Annotated in this window: 17 protein-coding genes, 3 tRNA genes and 2 pseudogenes; 10 read left to right on the top strand and 12 right to left on the bottom strand. The window is 69.7% G+C overall.

Annotated elements, in window-relative coordinates; translation table 11 throughout:
• Nucleotides 1-18: 18 nt before the first annotated feature.
• On the top strand, nucleotides 19-1,014 hold the full coding sequence (locus ABZ725_RS30785; protein WP_358805775.1) for a helix-turn-helix domain-containing protein: 996 nt from the start codon (nucleotides 19-21) through the stop codon (nucleotides 1,012-1,014).
• Between the two features lie 196 nt (nucleotides 1,015-1,210).
• On the opposite strand, the gene ABZ725_RS30790 is transcribed toward ABZ725_RS30785, so the two are convergent.
• Nucleotides 1,211-2,044, bottom strand: a complete 834-nt coding sequence (locus tag ABZ725_RS30790; protein WP_358805776.1) for an NAD(P)H-binding protein — start codon at nucleotides 2,042-2,044, stop codon at nucleotides 1,211-1,213.
• A gap of 82 nt (nucleotides 2,045-2,126) precedes the next feature.
• Here ABZ725_RS30790 and ABZ725_RS30795 point away from each other — a divergent pair, with 82 nt between their 5' ends.
• On the top strand, nucleotides 2,127-3,098 hold the full coding sequence (locus tag ABZ725_RS30795; protein WP_358805777.1) for an AraC family transcriptional regulator: 972 nt from the start codon (nucleotides 2,127-2,129) through the stop codon (nucleotides 3,096-3,098).
• Nucleotides 3,099-3,240: 142 nt separating this feature from the next.
• Here ABZ725_RS30795 and ABZ725_RS30800 read toward each other — a convergent pair whose 3' ends face one another.
• The 3 genes and pseudogenes from ABZ725_RS30800 to ABZ725_RS30810 form a co-directional block, all read right to left on the bottom strand.
• On the bottom strand, nucleotides 3,241-4,116 hold the full coding sequence (locus ABZ725_RS30800) for a hypothetical protein (protein WP_358805778.1): 876 nt from the start codon (nucleotides 4,114-4,116) through the stop codon (nucleotides 3,241-3,243).
• 168 nt (nucleotides 4,117-4,284) lie between these two features.
• A pseudogene (locus ABZ725_RS30805) lies at nucleotides 4,285-4,863 on the bottom strand (glycoside hydrolase family 75 protein); the annotation flags it as partial.
• A 928-nt stretch (nucleotides 4,864-5,791) separates the two neighbouring features.
• A pseudogene (locus tag ABZ725_RS30810) lies at nucleotides 5,792-6,058 on the bottom strand (substrate-binding domain-containing protein); the annotation flags it as partial.
• A 32-nt stretch (nucleotides 6,059-6,090) separates the two neighbouring features.
• On the opposite strand from ABZ725_RS30810, the gene ABZ725_RS30815 reads away from it, so the two are divergent.
• From ABZ725_RS30815 to ABZ725_RS30825, 3 genes are all read left to right on the top strand, one after another.
• Nucleotides 6,091-6,423, top strand: a complete 333-nt coding sequence (locus tag ABZ725_RS30815; RefSeq protein WP_358805779.1) for a hypothetical protein — start codon at nucleotides 6,091-6,093, stop codon at nucleotides 6,421-6,423.
• Nucleotides 6,424-6,425: 2 nt separating this feature from the next.
• The gene (locus tag ABZ725_RS30820; protein WP_358805780.1) at nucleotides 6,426-6,608 is read left to right on the top strand and encodes a hypothetical protein; all 183 of its coding nucleotides are present in this window, start codon (nucleotides 6,426-6,428) and stop codon (nucleotides 6,606-6,608) included.
• A gap of 108 nt (nucleotides 6,609-6,716) precedes the next feature.
• A complete protein-coding gene (locus ABZ725_RS30825) occupies nucleotides 6,717-6,905 on the top strand; it encodes a hypothetical protein (protein ID WP_358805781.1) in 189 nt (62 codons plus the stop codon).
• A gap of 433 nt (nucleotides 6,906-7,338) precedes the next feature.
• Here the strand turns inward: ABZ725_RS30825 and ABZ725_RS30830 are convergent.
• The 3 genes from ABZ725_RS30830 to ABZ725_RS30840 all read right to left on the bottom strand — a co-directional run bounded on the left by ABZ725_RS30830 (nucleotide 7,339) and on the right by ABZ725_RS30840 (nucleotide 7,733).
• Nucleotides 7,339-7,412: transfer RNA gene (locus ABZ725_RS30830), tRNA-Ile, on the bottom strand.
• A 169-nt stretch (nucleotides 7,413-7,581) separates the two neighbouring features.
• Nucleotides 7,582-7,654, bottom strand: a tRNA-Asn gene (locus ABZ725_RS30835).
• Nucleotides 7,655-7,660: 6 nt separating this feature from the next.
• Nucleotides 7,661-7,733, bottom strand: a tRNA-Asn gene (locus tag ABZ725_RS30840).
• A gap of 158 nt (nucleotides 7,734-7,891) precedes the next feature.
• Here ABZ725_RS30840 and ABZ725_RS30845 point away from each other — a divergent pair.
• The 4 genes from ABZ725_RS30845 (at nucleotide 7,892) to ABZ725_RS30860 (ending at nucleotide 13,629) form a co-directional block, all read left to right on the top strand.
• On the top strand, nucleotides 7,892-8,197 hold the full coding sequence (locus ABZ725_RS30845; protein ID WP_351908869.1) for a YtxH domain-containing protein: 306 nt from the start codon (nucleotides 7,892-7,894) through the stop codon (nucleotides 8,195-8,197).
• 165 nt (nucleotides 8,198-8,362) lie between these two features.
• Entirely contained in the window at nucleotides 8,363-9,817 is a 1,455-nt protein-coding gene (locus ABZ725_RS30850) for an FGGY family carbohydrate kinase (protein WP_358805782.1), read from the top strand.
• Nucleotides 9,818-9,967: 150 nt separating this feature from the next.
• Nucleotides 9,968-11,701: an ABC transporter ATP-binding protein gene (locus tag ABZ725_RS30855; RefSeq protein WP_358805783.1), complete on the top strand. Its 1,734-nt coding sequence runs from the start codon at nucleotides 9,968-9,970 to the stop codon at nucleotides 11,699-11,701.
• On the top strand, nucleotides 11,701-13,629 hold the full coding sequence (locus ABZ725_RS30860) for an ABC transporter ATP-binding protein (RefSeq protein WP_358805784.1): 1,929 nt from the start codon (nucleotides 11,701-11,703) through the stop codon (nucleotides 13,627-13,629). The genes ABZ725_RS30855 and ABZ725_RS30860 overlap by 1 nt, the downstream gene beginning before the upstream one ends.
• 51 nt (nucleotides 13,630-13,680) lie before the next feature.
• Here ABZ725_RS30860 and ABZ725_RS30865 read toward each other — a convergent pair whose 3' ends face one another.
• The 5 genes from ABZ725_RS30865 to ABZ725_RS30885 form a co-directional block, all read right to left on the bottom strand.
• Nucleotides 13,681-15,027 (bottom strand): RNA polymerase sigma factor, encoded by a 1,347-nt coding sequence (locus ABZ725_RS30865; protein ID WP_358805785.1) that lies wholly within the window; start codon nucleotides 15,025-15,027, stop codon nucleotides 13,681-13,683.
• Nucleotides 15,028-15,081: 54 nt separating this feature from the next.
• Nucleotides 15,082-16,995 (bottom strand): DNA primase, encoded by a 1,914-nt coding sequence (gene dnaG / locus ABZ725_RS30870; RefSeq protein ID WP_358805786.1) that lies wholly within the window; start codon nucleotides 16,993-16,995, stop codon nucleotides 15,082-15,084.
• 58 nt (nucleotides 16,996-17,053) lie between these two features.
• A complete protein-coding gene (locus ABZ725_RS30875; RefSeq protein ID WP_358805787.1) occupies nucleotides 17,054-18,319 on the bottom strand; it encodes an FAD-dependent oxidoreductase in 1,266 nt (421 codons plus the stop codon).
• A 166-nt stretch (nucleotides 18,320-18,485) separates the two neighbouring features.
• Entirely contained in the window at nucleotides 18,486-19,745 is a 1,260-nt protein-coding gene (locus tag ABZ725_RS30880) for a deoxyguanosinetriphosphate triphosphohydrolase (protein ID WP_358805788.1), read from the bottom strand.
• Between the two features lie 57 nt (nucleotides 19,746-19,802).
• Nucleotides 19,803-20,582 carry a sirohydrochlorin chelatase gene (locus tag ABZ725_RS30885; RefSeq protein ID WP_358805789.1) on the bottom strand — a complete coding sequence of 260 codons (780 nt, stop codon included), beginning with the start codon at nucleotides 20,580-20,582 and terminating at the stop codon, nucleotides 19,803-19,805.
• A 226-nt stretch (nucleotides 20,583-20,808) separates the two neighbouring features.
• Between ABZ725_RS30885 and ABZ725_RS30890 the strand changes: the two genes are divergently transcribed.
• Nucleotides 20,809-21,516, top strand: coding sequence for an ElyC/SanA/YdcF family protein (locus tag ABZ725_RS30890; RefSeq protein WP_358805790.1), 708 nt, complete (start codon nucleotides 20,809-20,811; stop codon nucleotides 21,514-21,516).
• Nucleotides 21,517-21,546 lie beyond the last annotated feature (30 nt).

Genomic DNA, 21,546 nt, shown 5'->3' on the forward strand with positions numbered 1-21,546 from the left:
CGTCCACGGAGGAAACCTGTGTGCACTGTCCTCTCCACAGCTCCGCTGTCCGCTGCCGACCGGGCGGAGCGGTGGCATCAAGCGGTTTCCGGCACCTTCATGCCGATGGATGTGAATCTGCTCGAGAAGGAGCCGTCGCCCGGAACGATCGTCAGCAGTCGGCTCGGCGCCCTGCAGATCTCTCGCGTTCAGGCCGGACCGCAAGTAGTGACGCGCAACAGGCGCAACATCTCCCGCGAGGACCGGAATTCACTTACCGTCAGCCTTCAGCAGCGAGGCACCGCGATAAAGGAGCAGGACGGGCGGGAATCCGTGATAAAACCGGGCGAATTCTCCATCATTGACTCGTCCCGCCGGTTCAGGATCAAACTCGAAGGGGAATTCTGTTTCACCTCCTTCCATTTCCCTCGCAAAGATCTTCACGTGCGGGACGAGGATCTGCAGGCACTGACTGCCACCGCCTTCACCGGCGAGGAGGGCAGCGCCGCACTCGTGGCGACCTATCTTGCGCGCATGGCACGTGAAGCCGAGGGCTTCGACGACGGCGTCGGCCGCCGGGTTGCCGCCACCGCGCTCGATCTGATGGTGCTGCTCATAGACGAGCGGCGTGGCCGCTTTGCCTGCGAGCGCCCGCAGGTGGCCACGGCCTCCCTCCACCGGGTGAAGGAGCACGTCATGCGCAACCTCGACGACCCCGACCTGTCACCGGCCAGGATCGCCGAAGCGCACTTCATGTCGGTCCGTTACCTGCACAAACTGTTCCAGCTCGAGGGCACAACCGTGGGCGGCTGGATTCGGATGCAGCGACTGGAGCAGTGCCGCCGGGATCTTCTGCGGCCCATGGCCCGGGAGTTGGGGGTGGCGGCAATCGCCCAACGCTGGGGTTTTGTGAATCCCAGCCATTTCAGCCGGGCCTTTCGCGCGGCATACGGTACGACGCCTCGCGAATGGCAGGTCCACGGCCAGTCCGGAGCACACTACGAAAACACTGGCGGTGCGCTGACGGACAAGTGACCGGCAAAGGAACTGCAGCTGTCCGGCACGACGACTGCGGTCCGCCCCGTTCTCGAACCCGAGGGCGCAAGGCCGTCGACGAGGTCCGGTCGGCGGGATCCAGTCGGGCGGGGTCGACCTGTGTCGGCGCCCGTGGTCACCGCCGACGCGATGGCCTGGGCTCGAGCACGCGTCCGCGGTGGTTGCTCCGGAAAGGTCAGGCGTTCCAGACGCCTTGCCGGGCAGCGGCCTCGGCGTAGTCGGAGAAGTCCCGTGGCTCGCGGCCCAGCGAACGCTGAACGCCGTCACTGAGTGTGGCGAGGCCACCGTCGCGGACGTACGCGTACAGGTCGACGGACAGCTGCACCCACTTCTCGGGCACGCCCTGGGCGCGCTGCTCGTCCGCATACGCCTCCGGGGGCAGCGGCACGTAGCGGATGTCGCGGCCGGTGGCCCGGGCGATCTCCTCGACCGCGTCCCGGAAGGTCATCAGCCTCGGGCCGCTGAGCTCGTAGTGCCACCCGGCGTGCCCGTCCTCGGTGAGCACGGCGACCGCCGCCTCGGCGATGTCCTCGGCGTCGACGAACGCCTCCCGGCCCTCTCCGGCCGGAAGCCGTACCTCGCCGCTCAGCACGGGGTCGAGCAGGAAGTCCTCGCTGAAGTTCTGGAAGAACCACCGCGGCCGCAGCACGGTCCAGTCCAGGCCCGCGTGTTCGAGCGCCCGTTCCGCGGCGAGGACGTGCTCCTGATCCGCCCCGCCCTCGGGCACGGACAGCAGCACCGCCCGCCGTGCCCCGGCCGCCGCGGCCTGCCGGGCGAACGCGGCGATCGTCTCCGCGGCCTGCGGGCCGCCCAGATCGGGCACCACCAGATACATCCCCGTCACACCCCGCAGCGCCGGCTCCCACGTACCCCGATCCGTCCAGTCGAACGACGGCGTACCGGAACGGGAGGCATCGCGGACCGCCACCCCCCGCCCCCGAAGCAGCCGCGCCACCCGGCGGCCCGTCTTTCCCGTAGCACCCGTCACCAGGATCGTCTCGTCGCTCATGGCCTCAACAGAACCAGCCGCCGACCGCCTCACCCATGCCACGCGGGCTCACCTCCATACGCGTTCGTCTACGCTGACCGGCATGGATCCCTCGGGCCTGACCGGCGTCGATCCGCTGACCGGTCTCCTGAACGGCGTCCGGACCAGTGGCTCGGTCTTCCACCAGTCCTCCCCGACCGGCTCCTGGGCGGCGCGCTTCGAGGACGGCTCACCGCTGGCCCTCGCGGTCCTTGTGCACGGCTCCGTCTGGATCACCCCCGAGGGCGGCGCGCCGGTCCGGCTCGACCCCGGCGATGTCGCGGTGCTGTGCGGGGGCGCGCCGTATGTGATCGCGGACGCCCCGGGCACGGAACCGGACGTGGTGATCCGGGCCGGAGGCCGCTGTACGACGCCCCAAGGCGAGGAACTGCTTCCCGCGCGGATGCCGGACACGGACGCCTGGACCGCCGCGGAGCCGGACCGCACCCTGCTGATCAACGGCCTGTACACCGTGGACAGCGGCACGCCGGGCAGACTGCTGTCGGTCCTGCCACCGCTTGCCGTCATCGAAGCGTCCGTGGGGACCTGCCCGGTCAGTCACTCGACCTTCGCGGAGATCACCCGCGAGGAACCCGGGCAGCAGATCCTGTTGGACCGGACACTGGACCTGCTGCTGATCACCGCCCTGCGCGCCTGGTTCACCCGTCCAGGCGCCCAGATCCCCACTTGGTACCGGGCCCACAGCGACCCCGTGGTCGCCCCGGCACTGCGTCTGCTGCACGCCGACCCCGCCCACCCGTGGACCCTGCCCGCACTCGCGGCGAAAACCGGCGTGTCACGAGCGCACCTCGCCCGCCGCTTCAACGCCCTGGTCGGACAACCGCCCATGACCTACCTGCGCCGACGTCGCCTGGCGCTCGCCGCCGACCTGCTGCACGAGCCCGACACGACTCTCGCCGTGGTGGCCGACCGCGTCGGCTTCGCCAACGCCTTCGCCCTCAGCACCGCATTCAAGAAGGAACACGGCGTCAGCCCGAGCGAATACCGCCGACACGAGACACGGCCGAAAACCTGACGCCACCGGGACGTCACCACTCCTGGCCCGGGACGCTGATCGCCGACGGTAGGCAGGCACACGACATCAGCTACGTAGTTGTTGGAGCAGGCGCTGCGAGTGCTGGGCCCTGCCGCCCCTCCACTGCCGAGGTAGCGCAGGCTCACTTGTAAATGACGTCCCAGTGATTCTTCCAGTACTCGTCAGCGTAAATGACTGTCCTGTCGTTGAGAGTTCCTTGATACTGACGGGCACCGTCGCCGCGATCGTTGAGCCTGTCGGCGTGGGCGCGGATCCACTTGGTGAGGCAGCTGGTGCGGCTGAAGTCGAGCTTGTAGCCGTTCCAGTGGGTGTACTTGCCCTTCCTGGAGTGCCCCTTCTCGGTGCCGCCAGTGACCGTAAGCACGCAGCCACTGCTTTCCTTCAAGGCGATGGCGCCGTCCACGGTGGCCACCCGGATGCCCTCGTAGCTCGTGCAGTTCTTCTTGTTGCGATCGGTGCAATTTCCGCTGGACTTCCACCGGATGCCGGCCGCCTTCAGCTTGGCGTCCGCCTCTGCATGGCTGAGCTTGGCACCCGGGAGCGACACCACTTCCTCAACGCGAACTGTTGCGTTGATCTTCTCCTCGCTATCAACAGAGGAGAACGGGCGGGCCTTCAAAACCACATCCACGGCTTTTCCCGTTTTATTCGTCCACAGCTTCTCCCATTCATCGCCGACGTACTCGACTTCACCGAAGAAGCGACCATCACCACCCAGCTCAAAGACCGCGAAATCGGCAATTTTGACGTTACCGGTAAGCTTCACGGAGAGTTTGGCTCCAGGCTCCATCCTGAATACACCACGACATTCATGATCGTACAGGACGGCCGTCGTGAGCGGACACGTCGTATCCCTTTCGTAAGCCGGTGCCACCGCAGGCTGCGCGCCGGCGCTGCTCCCGGAAGGGCTTGCCAGGGAGGATGCCGGAGCCGGATTGAACGCCGGGATGGCCAGCAGTCCCGAGACGGCCGCCACAAACAGAGTTTTTCTTCTCATGGCGCGCCTCCTATTGTCACGCGCGGGAACATTCGATCGCCGGGGAAGTCGAAGAACGCCGGCAACTCATCCGCGCCGTTGGTGATCTTCTTGACCGCTTGGGGGTACTCGCGCCGCACCGCCGGGCGAGAGCGACGATCGAAGGAGATGGTCAGGAGACCGCGAAGCTCAGTTGTTCTGGACGAACTGCTCTGCCAGAGATTCACCCAGCGACACGGCCGCGCGGTGGTTCTCGATGGGGGATGCCTTGGAGTTCTTGAACAGGATGTACGTCACCCCGGAGTCGACCCCGCCCGTCGCCGGGTCCGTGTCGATGCCCAGAGCCTCCGCCGTCGCATAGGACGCCTCACCGATGATGCGTTTGGGGCCGATGTCACCGACGACCGCGTACTCGACCTTGTTGTTGTAGATCACGGCGACCACGCCGCCGCCCTTGATGCCGGAGCGAGCGTAGTTCCAGATGTTGCTGCGGCCGGGCACGACCACATACGGCAGCTCCTCGGCGTTCAGGGGCTTACCGTTGGACTGCTGGAAGGCCGTGTCGCCCCTGAACGACGGGTCGGTTTGCTTGTTGCACTGATCGGTGACCTGGCCGTCGCAGTCGATGTCCATGTCTGCCTTCCAGAACACCGCCCCGTTCGTGTCGCACACGGGCACTGTGGCCGGAGCCTTCCTGCTTGTCCTGTACTTGCCGTCCGATATCTGGTCGCAGTGTCTGACCTTGGAAAGCAGGTCGGCCGCGCTGACTTGCGGAACCGCTTCCACGACGCGAACTGTTGCGTTGATCTTCTTCTGGCTATCGACACCGGAGAACGGATCGGCTTTCAGAACCACATCCACGACTTCTCCCGTGTCATTCGTCCACAGCTTCTCCCATTCATCGCCGACGTACTCGGCTTCAGCGAGCAAGCGACCCCCACCACCCGACTCAAATAGCCCGAAATCGGCAATAGCGACGTCGCCGGTGAGTTTGACGGATAGCTCCGCCCCAGGTGCTATCGTGAATTCGCCACCACATTCATGACCATATGGGATGGCACCCGTGGGCGAACACGTCGTGTCTCTTTCATAAGCCGGTACCGCCGCAGGCTGCGCGCCGGCGCTGCTCCCGGAAAGACTCGCCAAGGCAGGGTCCGGAGCCGGATTGAACGCCGGGAAGACCAGCAATCCTGAAACGGCCGCCACGGACAGGATCTCTCTTCGCATGGCACACCACTCATTGTTACGCGTGGGAACATTCTCTTCATGGGGACGGCAGCCGATGTTCAAGGATCTAGCGTGCAGGGGGCTAGGACCTTCAAGAACGAAAAAGGACCGGCGGCTTCAGGTGTGGCCACTCTCCCTAGCAGGCTCCGCCACGGCAGCGTCTAAGGAATCGAGCTCCTCTTGCCTCTCTCAGCATGCCCCTTCACCCTTCCGGACGCATCCGGAGCAGGGATTTCTCTGCTGTTGGCCCGGAGATCTCGCGTAGTCCGTCCCTACGTTCGTGGTGCGTTCGGCGATCTGGGCGCCGGAGTTGCCGCCGCCGACCACAATGACCATTTCGCTGCTCCGAGTGAACCGCGGGAATTCGCTACCGGCCAGGCTACAATTCGGTCTGGGTGCAGTACTGGGCACTACTGATCTCCTGTGAGCGGCACATTATGCGGCGGGGCCGTCCGGGGCACCGTTCGGTTCAGCGGCTGGTGGCCCCCTGCTCCCGCACCGACTGCCGTACGGTCGTCAGATCGATCAGTTCAGCGACCGGGTGGTCGTCGATGCCGATCACCGACAGGTCCTCCGGGATGCGCAGGCCCGCCCGTCGCAGGGTGCGGATCGCCCCGAGGGCCATCTCGCCCGAGTGGGCGTAGACGGCGGTGGGCGGCTCCGGCCGGCTGAGGAGCTTGGCCATGGCGTCCACGCCCTGCGGCCCGCCGTCTCGTCGTCTCGTCGTCTCGTCGTCTCGTCGTCGATGGACACGTTCGGGTAGGGCGCGTGCTGGCCGCCTGCGGCGATGACCGTGACGCCCATCAGCTCCAGCCGCCGCTGCTCCTCCTCGCCGACCGGGAACGCCGGCGCGACCACGGCGTCCACCTTGCGTCTCGCGGGCAGTCGATCGCCGCCCTCGCCGCCCTCGCCGGCTTCGACGTCGTCTACCTCGCCACGCAGGGCGGCCCCGGCACCCAGACCATGGTCCCCGGAGCCGCCGTCCACACCCTGGCGTTCAACGACAGCCGCCTCGGCGCGGCCTCCGCGCTCGCCGTCGTCCTCGCCCTGATCGTCATCGCGGTCGTCGTCCCGCTCCAGCGCCTGTTCCGGGAGAAGTGACCATGCCCGAACGAACGCAGACCGTACGCACGTCGCAAAGAGCACAGACCGCACGGACACTGCGCCGCCGCGCCCCCGGGCTGATCCCGATCGCGGCCGCCGCGCTCTACTCGGTCGTACCGCTACTGAGCATGGCCAGCGCGGCCCTGGCGCCCCAGGGAACCTTCCCCTCGGGTCTGATTTGATCGTCCGACCCGCACTGGCACAACTTCGTCGACGCCTGGAACGTCGCCGACATCACGACCCTGCTGAAGTCCAGCACGCTCACCTGGAACCAGTTCCTGCTCGCCCTGGTGCTGATCGACGACCCGGACAAGCGGACGATGGCCGGCGCGCTCCAGGCGTTCACCACCAAATACGCCACCGACCAGGTGCTGTTGAACGCCGGCGCGCTGCCCATCATGGCCCCCACGAACCTCGTGTTCCTGTTCCTGCAACGCCACTTCGTCAAGGCGCCGCTCCAGGGCTCGGTCAAGGACTGACCCCCACCCCACCACCTTCAGAACAGTCAGGACCGAGCACCATGAGCAACCCGCCCCCCACCGCGCTGCCCGCCGACGCCGACTGGTGGCGTACAGCCGCCATCTACGCCGCTAGCGGACCGCGCCCTCGTCGTACCTCGCGGCCTCGACCCGAAGCCCCGTGACGGCGTCGACGGCATGACAACGGACGAGCGGCTTCCGTTTCCCTGCGTCCTACGAGCGTCCCGAATTCGACGTCCAGCCGCTCACACTGGCCGTATTCGGCGATTTCCCGGACCGTGGCGCCATCGCATCTGTGCAGGTCAGCCGAGCTCTCACTGCTGCCGACGGCAACGACGCCGAGCCCACGAGCAGCGGATTCGGCCCGCCCAGGCAAAGTTGACGCCCCGACACCCAAAAATGAACGTTTCCGCAGGTCAGGAGCCTGCGCAGGTGGGGCGGGTGGGACTCGAACCCACGGCCGACGGATTATGAGTCCGCTGCTCTAACCGGCTGAGCTACCGCCCCATAGCGGCGTGTCGCGTACATGTGTGCGCGCCGTCTGCCGCAGCATAGCCGCTCATACGATCTCACGCTTCGGCTGGTGGACCTTGCACGACCATGAGGACTGCCCCCCTGGCCTGCGCGGTTCCCGCCGACATGAAAAAGGACCCCCACGGGGTCCTCGTTCACGCTGCTCTCCCGACTGGACTCGAACCAGTAACCTGCCGGTTAACAGCCGGCTGCTCTGCCAATTGAGCTACAGGAGATCGAAGCTCCCCCGACTGGACTCGAACCAGTAACCTGCCGGTTAACAGCCGGCTGCTCTGCCAATTGAGCTACAGGGGAATGCCTCGTTGCATCGATCGTACCTACCTGGGTATTCGCCAGGGGGCGCTCGCTCGCTGCGACACATACATTAGCGCAAGCAGGGGGGTGCTCCGCCAATCGGTTCCCCCCGGCGTCGAGGTCACGGCCGGGACCGTCACGAGGGAAGGGTGGCCGTCATGCGCTACAAGCTCACGTTCGTCGTCGGACTGGCTGTGGGTTACGTGCTGGGCACGCGTGCCGGGCGCGAGCGCTACGAGCAGTTGAAGAAGTCCGCACGGCAGGTCGCCCAGAACCCCGCCGTGCGCAACACCGCCGAGACCGCCGCCCAGCAGGGCCGCCAGTACGCGGGCAAGGCGTACCACGCGGTCAGCGAGAAGGTCGGTGACCGGATGCCCGAATCGGTGGCGGGGCGGGTGCGGTCCCTGCGCGAGCGCAACGTCAACGGCGCGAGCGGGGACGACTGGGGCACCAGCAACACCTAGGGCGGCGAAGGCGCGGAATCCCGTCCGGCGGGCGTACGGCTGTGACATATGCCGCCGCGCCACGCGGGCGCGACCAGCCACGACGGGCCCGTGCCCACGGTCGCGCACCCCTTCCCGCGGTCTCCGCGGCCAAACCCGAGCGGCGCGTGCGGCAGAATTTTCGTTATGGGGATAGTCGCCGGGCTGGACAGTTCGCCCGATTTCACTCGTATCGTCGTCTGCGACGCGGACACCGGAGCCGTGCTCCGGCAGGGATACGCGCCGCATCCGATGGAGGGCGCGGAGAGCAGTGCGCGGCCTTCGGATGTCGATCCGCAGGCCTGGCTGCTGTCCCTGGGCGAGGCCGCGGGCGGCGGGCTGCTCGAAGGCGTGCAGGCCATCGGCGTGTCCTCGCAGCAGAACGCCGTCGTCCCGCTGGACGCGCAGGGCAACACGGTGCGCCCGGCGATGGTCGGCGGGGACAAGCGGGCGCAGGTCGCGGCGGCGGATCTGATCGACGCGCTCGGCGGGCGCGAGGCATGGGCCCAGGCGGTGGGGTGCGTGCCGCAAGCCCCGCAGCCGGTGACCAAGCTGCGCTGGCTGGCGAAGAGCGAGCCCGACGCGGCCGCGCGGACCGCCGTGCTGCTCCAGGCCCACGACTGGCTGGTGTGGCAGTTGCTCGGGCGGCCGGTGCGGCGGACCACCGATCGCGGCGGGGCCTCCGGGACCGGGTACTGGTCGGCGGCCACCGGCGGTTACCGGCCCGATCTCGTGGAGTTGGCGCTCGGCCACCAGGTGATGCTGCCCGACGTGATCGGACCGTCCGACGCGGCCGGTACGACGCCGGAGGGGCTGCTGATCTCCGCCGGCACCGGCGAGACCATGGCCGCGGCCCTGGGGCTCGGGATCGGGCTCGGCGACGCGGTCGTGTCCCTCGGCGCCTCCGGGTCCGTGATGGCCGTGCACCACGAGGCGCTCTTCGACCAGAGCGGGATGATCACCTCGCTGGCGGACGCGACCGGCATGCATCTGCCCGTCGTCACCACCCTGAACGCGGTACGGACCCTGCGCGGGGCCGCCGAGCTGGTCGGCGCGGCCGATCTGGAGGCGTTGTCGGACCTGGCGATGAAGTCGACGCCCGGGTCGCACGGGCTGGTCATGCTGCCCTATCTGGAGGGTGAGCGGACGCCGAACCTGCCGCACACGGCCGGGACGCTGGCGGGGCTGCGGCGTGAGTCGATGAAGCCCGAGCACTTCGCGCGGGCCGCCTTCGAGGGCATGCTGTGCGGGCTCGCGGACGCGCTGGACGTGCTGCGCGGGCGGGGCGTGGACGTGCGGCGGATCTTCCTGCTCGGGGCGGCGGCGGAGCTGGCGGCCGTGCAGGCGGCGGCGCCGGCGCTGTTCGGGGTCCAGGTGGTCGTACCGCAGCCGGCGGACTACGCGGCGATCGGGGCGGCCCGGCAGGCCGCGTGGGCGCTCGGGGTGTCGCAGGGCGCCCTCGACCCGCGGACCCCGCCTGCCTGGCAGGGGGCGGCGGCGCAGGTACTGGACCCGGGCGAGGAGCTGGCCGTGGGACAGGCCGTGCGGCAGCAGTACGTGTCGGTGCGGGAGCAGACCCACCCGGGAGCATTTCGCATATAGCCATACCGGGGCATTTCGCGTATAGGGCGATACGGGTGGCGCGGAAAGCACTGCTGTCGGCTTAATCGGTTGAGGTAACACGGGTGGAGTGTCCGACGATGGGGGCCAGGGGCAACCAATGCCCCTGGCCCCCACTCCGAGAGACGTAGCGTGCTCATACGACTTCTGCGGACCTATCTCAGGCCCTACAAGAAACCCATCGCCCTGCTGGTGCTGCTGCAGTTCCTGCAGACCTGCGCCACCCTCTACCTGCCCACCCTCAACGCGCACATCATCGACAAAGGCGTCGTCGAGGGGGACACCGGTTACATCCTGTCCTTCGGCGGGGTGATGATCGCCGTCTCGCTGGCGCAGGTCGTGTGCAACATCGGCGCCGTGTACTACGGAGCCAGGACCGCGTCCGCGCTCGGCCGGGACGTGCGGGCCGGCGTCTTCGACCGGGTGCAGTCCTTCTCCGCCCGTGAGGTCGGCCACTTCGGCGCGCCCTCGCTGATCACCCGGACGACGAACGACGTCCAGCAGATCCAGATGCTGGCCCTGATGACGTTCACGCTGATGGTGTCCGCGCCGATCATGTGCGTGGGCGGCATCGTGCTGGCGCTCGGCCTCGACGTGCCGCTGTCCGGGGTGCTGGTCGCCGTGGTGCCCACGCTGGGCATCTGCGTGACCCTGATCGTGCGCCGGCTGCGGCCGCTGTTCCGGTCCATGCAGGTGCGGCTGGACACCGTGAACCGGGTGCTGCGCGAGCAGATCACCGGCAACCGGGTCATCCGCGCCTTCGTCCGGGACGCGTACGAGGAGCAGCGGTTCCGGAAGGCCAACACCGACCTCACCGACATCTCGCTGAAGACCGGCAACCTGCTCGCGCTGATGTTCCCGGTGGTCATGACCACGGTGAACCTGTCCTCGATCGCGGTGGTCTGGTTCGGGGCCCACCGCATCGACAGCGGCGGGATGCAGATCGGTGATCTGACCGCGTTCCTCGCCTACCTCATGCAGATCGTCATGTCCGTGATGATGGCCACCTTCATGTTCATGATGGTGCCGCGCGCCGAGGTGTGCGCCGAGCGCATCCAGGAGGTGCTGGACACCTCCTCGTCCGTGGTGCCGCCGACAGCGGCCGTCACCGAACTGCGCCGGCACGGGCATCTGGAGATCCGGGGCGCCGGGTTCCGCTATCCCGGCGCCGAGGAGCCCGTCCTCAAGGCGGTCGAGCTCGTGGCGCGACCGGGCGAGACGACGGCCGTGATCGGCTCGACCGGCAGCGGCAAGTCCACGCTGCTCGGGCTGGTGCCCCGGCTGTTCGACGCCACCGAGGGCGAGGTCCTGGTCGACGGGGTGGCCGTCGGCGACGTCGACCCCGTGCTGCTCGCGAAGACCGTCGGACTCGTGCCGCAGCGGCCGTATCTGTTCGCCGGGACGGTCGCGACCAACCTGCGCTACGGCAATCCGGACGCCACCGACGAGGAACTGTGGCACGCGCTGGAGGTGGCGCAGGCCAGGGACTTCGTCAGCAAGCTGGAGAACGGCCTGGACTCCCCCATCGCGCAGGGCGGGACGAACGTCTCCGGGGGGCAGCGGCAGCGGCTCGCGATCGCCCGGACGCTCGTCCAGCGGCCGGAGATCTATCTCTTCGACGACTCCTTCTCCGCCCTCGACTACGCCACCGACGCGGCCCTGCGGGCGGCGCTCGGCCGCGAGACCGCCGAGGCGACCGTCGTGATCGTCGCCCAGCGGGTCGCCACCATCCGGGACGCCGACCGGATCATCGTCCTGGACGAGGGCCGGGTCGTCGGCGCCGGCACCCACCGCGAACTGATGGCGGACAACGAGACCTACCGGGAGATCGTGCTCTCCCAGCTCACGGAAGCGGAGGCTGCCTGATGGCCGGGCCCATGGGACGCATGATGGCCGGCACCGGTCCCGAGAACCGCTCGCTGGACTTCAAGGTGTCCGGCAGGCGGCTGCTCGCCCATTTCAAGCCGGAGCGGCTCACGCTCTACGTGATGCTGGTCTGCGTGGTCTTCAGCGTCGGCCTCAACGTGGTCGGGCCGAAGCTCCTCGGCCAGGCCACCGACCTGGTCTTCGCCGGCATCGTCGGACGGGAGATGCCGGCCGGGACGAGCAAGGAGCAGGCCCTCGACGCGATGCGCGAGCGCGGCGACGGCAGCGTCGCCGACATGCTCCGCAGCACCGACTTCACCCCGGGCAAGGGCATCGACTTCGGCGCGGTGGGCGAGATCCTGCTGGTCACGCTCGGGGTGTTCCTGATCGCCGGTCTGCTGATGGCGGTGGCGACGCGCCTGGTGAACCGGGCCGTCAACCGCACGATGTTCCGGATGCGCGAGGACGTGCAGACGAAGCTGTCCCGGCTGCCGCTGTCGTACTTCGACAAGCGGCAACGGGGTGAGGTGCTCTCCCGTGCCACGAACGACATCGACAACATCGGGCAGACGCTCCAGCAGTCGCTGGGCCAGCTCGTCAACTCGCTGCTGACGATCATCGGCGTGCTGGCGATGATGTTCTGGGTGTCCTGGCTGCTCGCGCTGGTCGCGCTGGTGACCGTGCCGCTGTCGGCGGTCGTCGCCACCCGCGTGGGCAAGCGGTCGCAGCCGCACTTCGTGCAGCAGTGGCGCTCCACCGGCAAGCTGAACGCCCACATCGAGGAGATGTACACCGGCCACACGCTGGTGAAGGTGTTCGGCCGCCAGCAGGAGTCGGCGCAGCAGTTCGCCGAGCAGAACGACGCGCTGTACGAGGCCGGCTTCAAGGCGCAGTTCAACAGCGGGGTCATGCAGCCGCTGATGATGTTCGTCTCGAACATCAACTATGTGCTGGTGGCGGTCGTGGGCGGCCTGCGGGTCGCGTCCGGCACGCTGTCCATCGGCGACGTACAGGCGTTCATCCAGTACTCCCGCCAGTTCTCGCTGCCGCTGACGCAGGTCGCGTCGATGGCGAACCTGGTGCAGTCGGGCGTCGCCTCGGCGGAACGAATCTTCGAACTCCTGGACGCGGAGGAGCAGGAGGCTGATCCGACGGAGGCGGTGCGGCCGGAGGAGCTGCGCGGGCGGGTGGCGCTGGAGGGCGTGTCCTTCCGGTACGACCCCAAGAAGCCGCTGATCGAGGATCTGTCGCTGACGGTGGAGCCCGGTCACACGGTCGCGATCGTCGGCCCGACGGGCGCCGGCAAGACGACGCTGGTGAACCTGCTCATGCGGTTCTACGACGTCTCCGGCGGACGCATCACCCTGGACGGCGTCGACATCGCGCGGATGACCCGCGACGAGCTGCGCGCCACGATCGGCATGGTGCTCCAGGACACCTGGCTGTTCGGCGGCACCATCGCGGAGAACATCGCGTACGGGGCGTCGCGGGAGGTCACCCGCGGCGAGATCGAGGAGGCGGCGCGGGCCGCGCACGCCGACCGGTTCGTGCGCACCCTGCCCGACGGCTACGACACCGTGATCGACGACGAGGGCAGCGGGGTCAGCGCCGGTGAGAAGCAGCTGATCACCATCGCGCGGGCGTTCCTGTCCGACCCGACGATCCTGGTGCTCGACGAGGCCACCAGCTCCGTCGACACCCGCACGGAGGTGCTGATCCAGAAGGCGATGGCGAAGCTGGCGCACGGGCGGACGTCGTTCGTCATCGCGCACCGGCTGTCGACCATCCGGGACGCCGACACCATCCTGGTGATGGAGAACGGCTCGATCGTCGAGCAGGGCGCCCACAGCGACCTGCTCGCGGCGGACGGGGCGTACGCGCGCCTGTACACGGCACAGTTCGCGCAGGCGGTGGCCGAGGTCGACTAGCCACGGTGGAGAGTGGGGCCGCTCGCATCGGGTGACGGCGAGCGGCCCGGCTCAGTCCAGGTAGCCCCGCAGCTGGTCCGCGAAGGCGTGGTCGCGGAGTTTGTTGAGGGTCTTCGACTCGATCTGGCGTATCCGCTCGCGCGTCACGCCGAAGATGCGGCCGATCTCCTCCAGGGTGCGCGGGCGGCCGTCCGCGAGGCCGTAGCGGAGTTGGACGACCTTCCGCTCGCGTTCGCCGAGCGTGGAGAGCACGGCTTCCAGGTGCTCGCGCAGCAGCAGGAAGGCCGCCGACTCGACGGGGCTGGCGGCGTCGCCGTCCTCGATGAGGTCGCCGAGGGCCACGTCGTCCTCCTCGCCCACCGGGGCGTGCAGGGAGACCGGCTCCTGGGCCAGCCGCAGCACCTCGCCGACGCGCTCGGGGGGCAGGTCCAGCTGGGCGGCGACCTCTTCGGCGGTGGGCTCGTAGCCGCGCTCCTGGAGCATCCGCCGCTGGACGCGCACGACCCGGTTGATGAGCTCGACGACATGGACGGGGACGCGGATGGTGCGGGCCTGGTCGGCGAGCGCCCGGGACATGGCCTGACGGATCCACCAGGTGGCGTACGTGGAGAACTTGTAGCCGCGGGCGTAGTCGAACTTCTCGACCGCCCGGATCAGGCCGAGATTGCCCTCCTGGACGAGGTCGAGCATGGTGAGCCCGCGGCCCACGTACCGCTTGGCGACGGACACCACGAGTCGCAGGTTGGCCTCGATCAGGCGGCGCTTGGCCATCCGGCCCATGACGACCAGCCGGTCGAGGTCGAGGGCCAGCTCGCTGTCCAGGTCGGCCGCGCTGCCCAGCCGCTCCTCGGCGAACAGGCCCGCCTCCACACGGCGGGCCAGCTCGACCTCCTCGACCGCGGTGAGCAGCGGAATCCGGCCGATCTCGCGCAGGTACTGGCGGAACAGGTCGGAGGACGGGCTGGCGCTCTCGGTGGCGCGGGCGCGGGGCGGGGCGACCGGCTCGGGGGCGTCTTCGGGGGCTTCCGCGAGAACCTCGGCGGGCGGCTCGGTCTCCGGCTCGCTCTCTGGCCCGGCCTCCTGCCCGCTCTCCTGCCCGCTCTCCTGATCCGGCCGCGTCTCCGGGTGGTGCGCGGCGCGGCTCTGCGGCGGGACCGCGACCAGGACGTCGGTCTCGGCGTCCGCTTCCGCGGCGTCGTTCGCGTTCGTGCTGTCGGCAGTGCTGTCGGTCTGGGTGAGGGTCTGGGTCTGCACGGGGGCGACCTCCAGGATGATCGCTGCTGAGGTGAGCAGCAGCGGTACTTCGGGGGCGGAGTCGGCGGCCACGCCGCTGTCCGTCCGGGATCGGCCGCGCTCCGAGGACTCAGGCACCGCAACCCAGTGTGGAGTACGACACATCGCTGCCACGAGGGGCGTGCGGTGACTTTTTGCGGCCGGTCCGTGACCACACGTTCAGAGAGCGGACGGGCCTTCGTGCTGGAGCGCCCTGTCGTACCTGGTCAGGATCATCATCTCGTTCTGGACGGCGGCCGCCTGGGCCGGGTCCAGGTGCCCGAGGCGGGTCAGCGTGGACTGCAGATCGGTGAGCCGGCGGTTCACGGCCCTGCGGCGGACGGTCACGAGCTGCTCGCCCGCGTAGTTCTCGTCGACCGTGCGGCGCATGATCGCCTCGACCGCGAGCTCCGTCACCATCGCGCGGACCGTGTCGTCGGGCGCGGTGTCGCGGACGCGTACGAGGTACTCGTGCCCGTCTTGCACGCCCCACTCGGCGCCGCCCGCGTCCAGGATCGCCTGGCGTACGGCCGCGTAGGGGGCGGCGGTGAATTCGTCCACGCCGTACGCGTCGAAGGCCGGGGCGACGAGTTCGGGGCGCTGGAGGGCGAGCTTGAGGAGCTCGCGCTCGGTGGCGTAGACGGCGTTGCGGAGGTTGAGGGCGGGGCCGCCCGCGGCAGGCCGGGGGGCGGCGTCGTAGGGCTGCTGAGCGCCGCCCCCGGGCCCGCCGCGGGCGGGCGCGGGGCCCTTGCCGCCGCGGTCGCGGGCCCAACGGGCCAGCTGGGCGACCCTTTTGACGACGAACTGGGTGTCCAGGATGCCGAGCATCCCGGCGAGCTGGACGGCGACCTCGTGCTGGGCGCCGCTGTTCTTGATACGGGCGACGATGGGCGCGGCCTCGTCGAGCGCGCCGGCGCGGCCCGCCGGGGTGTCGAGGTCGTAGCGGACGACGATCTGGCGCAGCGCGAACTCGAAGAGCGGGGTGCGGGGTTCGACCAGGTCGGCGACGGCTTCGTCGCCCTTGGCGAGGCGCAGGTCGCAGGGGTCCATGTTGTCCGGGGCGATCGCGATGTACGTCTCGGCGGCGAACTTCTGGTCGTCCTCGAAGGCGCGCAGGGCCGCCTTCTGGCCGGCCGCGTCGCCGTCGAAGGTGAAGATGACGCGGGCGCTGCCGTTGTCCATCAGGAGCCGGCGGAGGATCTTGATGTGGTCGCCGCCGAAGGCCGTGCCGCAGGTCGCGATGGCGGTCGTCACCCCGGCCAGATGGCAGGCCATGACGTCGGTGTAGCCCTCGACGACGACCGCGCGGGACGACTTCGCGATGTCCTTCTTCGCCAGGTCGATGCCGTACAGCACCTGGGACTTCTTGTAGATCGCCGTGTCGGGGGTGTTGAGGTACTTGGGCCCGTTGTCGGCCTCGTAGAGCTTGCGCGCGCCGAAGCCGACGACCTCGCCGCCGATGTCGCGGATGGGCCACATCAGCCGGCCCCGGAAGCGGTCGATGGGGCCGCGGCGGCCCTCCTGGGCGAGCCCGGAGAGGAGGAGTTCCTTGTCGGTGAAGCCCTTGCCGCGCAGGAAGCGGGTGAGGTGGTCCCAGCCCTGGGGGCTGTAGCCGACGGAGAAGTGCTGGGCGGCGGCCTGGTCGAAGCCGCGCTCGGCGAGGAACATCCGGCCGGTGTCGGCCTCGGGGCTGGTGGCGAGCTGTTCCGCGTACCAGTCGGCGGCGATCTTGTGGGCCTCGACCAGCCGGATGCGTTCGCCGCGCTGGTGGGCGGGGTTGTAGCCGCCCTCCTCGTAGCGCAGGGTGATGCCGGCCTGGGCGGCGAGCCGCTCGACGGCCTCGGAGAACGTGAGGTGGTCGACCTTCATCACGAACGTGATGGTGTCGCCGCCCTCCTGGCAGCCGAAGCAGTGGAAGAACCCCTTGCTGGGGCTGACCTGGAAGGACGGCGACTTCTCGTCGTGGAACGGACAGAGGCCCTTGAGGTTGCCGCCGCCCGCGTTGCGCAGCTGGAGGTACTCGGACACGACGGCGTCGATCGGAACCGCGTCCCGAACCGCCTTCACGTCCTCGTCGTTGATCCGCCCAGCCACAGAGTGATTCTACGGGGGTGGACTGACACTCCTGGGACGAGCCGACCCCTCGGCCGGGCTAGGAGACGAGACTTTCGAGGGGGACGTGCGGGTCGGCCAACGCCTCCGTGTTCACCGGGGCCTTCGAAGTGATCAGTTTCTGGATCGGCTCTGTGACGTCCCACACGTTCACGTTCATCCCGGCCAGCACCCGCCCCTCGTGCAGCCAGAACGCGATGAACTCCCGCTTGGCCGCGTCGCCCCGGATCACGACCTCGTCGTACGTCCCCGGCGGGGCCCAGCCGCTGTACTCCATGCCCAGGTCGTACTGGTCGGAGAAGAAGTAGGGCACGCGGTCGTAGACGACGTCCTTGCCGAGCATCGCGCGGGCGGCCGCCGGGCCGCCGTTCAGCGCGTTGGCCCAGTGCTCGACGCGCAGCCGGGTCTCGAACAGACCGTGCGGGAAGGACGCGACGTCCCCGGCGGCGAAGATGTCGGGGTCGGAGGTGCGCAGCTGCGCGTCCACGGCGATGCCGCCGCCGTGGGCGCGGTCGGCCATCTCCAGCCCCGCCGCCTCCGCGAGCGAGGTCCGCGGGGCCGCGCCGATCGCCGCGAGGACGTCGTGGGCCGGGTGCTCCTCGCCGTCGTCGGTGCGGGCGGCGAGGACCATGCCGTCCTGGCCGACGATCTCCGTGAGCCGGGCCCCGAAGTGGAAGCGGACGCCGTGCTCACGGTGCAGGTCGGCGAAGAGGCCGCCCAGCTCCGGGCCGAGCACGCCGTGCAGCGGGGTCGCCGCCGGTTCGACGACGGTGACCTCCGCGCCGTACTCGCGGGCCGCCGCCGCGATCTCCAGGCCGATCCAGCCGCCGCCGGCGATCACGATGTGGCCGTTGTCCCGGCCGAGGGCGGCCAGGACGCCCTTGAGGCGCTCGGCGTGCGCGAGCCGGCGCAGATGGTGCACGCCCGCGAGGTCGGTGCCGGGGATGTCCAGCCGGCGGGGCTCGGCGCCGGTGGCGAGGAGCAGCTTGTCGTAGTGGGCGAGCGTGCCGTCGTCACCGAAGCGGACCGTCTTCGCGGTGCGGTCGATCGCGTCGACGGTCTGGCCGAGGTGCAGCTCGACGTCGTTCTGCGCGTACCAGGCGGGCTCGTGCACGAAGACGCTCTCGCGGGTCTCCTTGCCGAGCAGGAAACCCTTGGAGAGGGGCGGTCGCACATAGGGGTGGTCGCGTTCGTCGCAGATCAGTATCACTCGGCCGGTGAAGCCCTCCGCCCGCAGCGTCTCGGCCGCCTTGGCGCCGGCCAGGCCTCCTCCGACGATGACGAATGTCTGATCCGCGTCGACCACGTGATGCCTCCTACCGGGGGGTCTGGGGATGTCCCCCAGAAAAACACTGTGCGAACCGCCACATGCGAGCGTCCCGCACGGAGCGTGATGGGGGAAGGGGGACGTGCCCGATCAAGGCTCGCCGAGGCGTGTTCGGGCCCGTTTGGGCGCACCGGGAGCGCCCCCGTCACCGTCTCGTGTGCCCGGTAAGACGGGTGTGAAGCGAGCGGGCCGAGGCGTCGGTGAGGGAGGCGACCTGGTCGACGACGACGCGCTTGCGGGCGCGGTCGTCGGGGGCCTGGTCGAACAGAGAGCGGAACTGCGGGTCGAGGCCGTCGGGGGCGCGGACGGTGAGGGCCTCGGCGAGCTCGCTGATGACGATGCGCTGGTCGGCCCGCAGCCGCTCCTGTTCGACGCGCTGCATGACGTACCGGTCGGCGACCGCCTTGAGGACGGCGCACTCCAGGCGCGTCTCGTGCGGCACGACGAGTTCGGCGTCGTAGCGGGTGAGGGGACCGGTGCCGTGTCGCGCGCGGGTGGCGCCCTCGGCGGCGAGGCAGAAGCGGCCGATGAGCTGGCTGGTGGTGTCCTTCAGCCGGGCCTGGGCCGTGGCCGTGCCGTCGTAGCCGTGCGGCCACCACTCCTCCTCCTGGAGGCGGTCGAGGGCGGCGGCGAGTTCGGCCAGATCGGTGTCGGCGGGCACATAGCGTCCGACGGCGACCCGGTAGACCTCCTGGCGCTCCGGTTCGGCGTGCAGGACGTTGGGGTCGATGTGTCCTGCGTGCAGGCCGTCCTCCACGTCGTGCACCGAGTACGCCACGTCGTCCGCCCAGTCCATGACCTGGGCCTCGAAGCACGTGCGCGTGCCGGGGGCCTCCTTGCGGAGCCAGTCGAAGACCGGCCGGTCGTCCTCGTAGACGCCGAACTTGGGGGACGCGGGGTCGGTGGGGTGGGCGCCCCGGGGCCACGGGTACTTGGTGGCGGCGTCGAGGGTGGCCCGGGTGAGGTTGAGGCCCACCGAGCCCTCGGGGGTGAAGCGCTTGGGCTCGATGCGGGTGAGCAGCCGCAGCGACTGGGCGTTGCCCTCGAAGCCGCCGCAGTCCTGGGCGAAGTCGTTGAGGGCCTGCTCGCCGTTGTGGCCGAAAGGGGGGTGGCCGAGGTCGTGCGAGAGACAGGCCGCCTCGACCAGGTCCGCGTCGCAGCCGAGGGCCGCGCCCAGCTCCCGGCCGACCTGGGCGCACTCCAGGGAGTGGGTGAGGCGGGTGCGTGGGGTGGCGTCCCACACCTGGCTGCGTTCGCCCGGGGTGACGACCTGGGTCTTGCCCGCGAGCCTTCTCAGCGCCGAGGAGTGAAGGATGCGGGCGCGGTCGCGTTGGAAGGCGGTGCGGCCTGGACGCTTGTCGGGCTCCGCAGCCCAGCGTTCTGTTGACGGCTCGTCGTAGGGCATGACTCGACAGTAAGCGGCGGTAGTGACAATTGGGCGCCAGGTGGGCTGCTGTACCCCTTAAGCGGCGTTGGTCCCGGCCCCTGTTGCGGCTGCCTGGTCGTAGCGGTGGAGGAGGAGGTCGGCCATCGCGGAGTGGGTGCCCAGGGGGGCCGAGGCGATCCAGGGGGCCGCTGCCGCGCACTCTGTCGCGAAGCGGCCGGGGGCGGTGAAGTAGGAGGCGATCGCGATCCGGTCGCGGCCCCTCGCCGCCAGGGCGCGCAGCGCGGTCGGGATCGTCGGGGTCGCCGTGGTGGCGTAGGCCGGGATCACCGGGACGCGCAGGCTGCGGGCCAGGAGGTCGGCCGTGCGGCGGGTGTCCACCGCCGAGTCGGGGTCCCGGGAGCCTGCCGCCGCCAGGACCACCGCGCTCGTGCGGCGTTCCTCGTCCGTCATCTCCGGGTTCCAGCCGGCCTCGATCAGGCGGGTGCGCAGGGTGTCCACCAGGAGCGGGTGCGGGCCCAGCGGTGCGGCCACGCGTGTGCGTACCCGGGCCGTCGCCGCCATCTCGGGGATGTCGCGCTTGACGTGGTAGCCGCGGGCGAGGAGGAGCGGGACCAGGACGGCGTCCATGGTGCCGCGGGCGTCCAGGTCGGCCAGGGTGTCGGTCAGCAGGGGCTCGTTGAGCTCGATGTGGCCGAGGTGGACCGCGACGTCGGGGCGCTGCTCGCGGACCCGGTCCAGGAGCGTGCGGACGGTGCTCAGGGCGCGCGGGTCGCGGCTGCCGTGGGCGACGACGACCAGCGCGGGCGGGCCGGGACGCCGGCGGCCGGCGAGGTGGACGAGGCTTGGCTGGCTCATGCACCGATCCTGACGCGGCGAGGTTGCACCCCCGTTGCCTGACCGTCACGAGTGTTTTCCGGGGGTTCACCGCCGCAGCGGGCGCGGTGTGAGGCGCGGGACACACGGCGAGGAAACGAGGGCGGGGAAACGAACCGGATCACCGTAGCGCGCGTCCTCCCAGGTCGAAGGGGATCGAACGGGACCGAAGGGGATCGAGGGTGCTGTCGAACCGGGGGGACACCTCATGAACATCCGTCGGCTGCGACCGCGGCTGCGGCTGCCGCGCACCCTTGCCGGGCGGCGTCGGCTGGTGCAGGCCGTGATGGCCGGGTGTGTGCTCGCGCTGCTGCCGGCCACCTGGCTGTTCGTGTCGACGGCCGACCGGCTCGGCACGACCGCCGACGCACCGCGCACCGAGGTCGCCGTGGTGTTCGGCGCCGGGCTGTGGGACGGCGAGCCGTCCCCGTATCTCGCGCACCGGCTGGACGCGGCGGTGAAGCTGTACCGGGAGGGCCGGATCAGGGTCGTCCTGGTGACGGGCGACAACAGCCGCAAGGAGTACGACGAGCCCGACGCCATGCGCGCCTATCTCACCGGGCACGGGGTGCCGGACGCGCGGATCGTCAGCGACTACGCCGGTTTCGACACCTGGGACTCCTGCGTCCGCGCCAAGAAGATCTTCGGGGTCGACCGGGCCGTCCTGATCAGCCAGGGGTTTCACATCCGGCGGGCCGTGGCCCTGTGTGAGGCGGCCGGGGTGGACTCGTACGGGGTCGGGGTCGACGCGAAGCATGACGTGACCTGGTACTACGGCGGGACCCGGGAGATCCTCGCGGCCGGCAAGGCGGCCCTGGACGCGGTGTTCGAGCCGGATCCGCGGTTCCTCGGGCCGAAGGAGCAGGGCGTGGCGCGGGCGCTCGCGGCAGACGGCGTGCCCGGTATCTCACCGTGAGCGGCGCCTCACCGCGTCGGCCGGCCGTCG

Source organism: Streptomyces sp. NPDC006872, assembly GCF_040635845.1.
Classification (GTDB): Bacteria; Actinomycetota; Actinomycetes; order Streptomycetales; family Streptomycetaceae; genus Streptomyces.

Coding starts and splice junctions, on each gene's coding strand:
- ABZ725_RS30820 (WP_358805780.1), top strand. CDS start 6,426: ATGCCCGAACGAACGCAGACCGTACGCACGTCGCAAAGAGCACAGACC.
- ABZ725_RS30860 (WP_358805784.1), top strand. CDS start 11,701: ATGGCCGGGCCCATGGGACGCATGATGGCCGGCACCGGTCCCGAGAAC.
- ABZ725_RS30845 (WP_351908869.1), top strand. CDS start 7,892: ATGCGCTACAAGCTCACGTTCGTCGTCGGACTGGCTGTGGGTTACGTG.
- ABZ725_RS30790 (WP_358805776.1), bottom strand. CDS start 2,044: ATGAGCGACGAGACGATCCTGGTGACGGGTGCTACGGGAAAGACGGGC.
- ABZ725_RS30880 (WP_358805788.1), bottom strand. CDS start 19,745: ATGCCCTACGACGAGCCGTCAACAGAACGCTGGGCTGCGGAGCCCGAC.
- ABZ725_RS30890 (WP_358805790.1), top strand. CDS start 20,809: ATGAACATCCGTCGGCTGCGACCGCGGCTGCGGCTGCCGCGCACCCTT.
- ABZ725_RS30885 (WP_358805789.1), bottom strand. CDS start 20,582: ATGAGCCAGCCAAGCCTCGTCCACCTCGCCGGCCGCCGGCGTCCCGGC.
- ABZ725_RS30800 (WP_358805778.1), bottom strand. CDS start 4,116: ATGAGAAGAAAAACTCTGTTTGTGGCGGCCGTCTCGGGACTGCTGGCC.
- ABZ725_RS30865 (WP_358805785.1), bottom strand. CDS start 15,027: ATGTGTCGTACTCCACACTGGGTTGCGGTGCCTGAGTCCTCGGAGCGC.
- ABZ725_RS30795 (WP_358805777.1), top strand. CDS start 2,127: ATGGATCCCTCGGGCCTGACCGGCGTCGATCCGCTGACCGGTCTCCTG.
- ABZ725_RS30850 (WP_358805782.1), top strand. CDS start 8,363: ATGGGGATAGTCGCCGGGCTGGACAGTTCGCCCGATTTCACTCGTATC.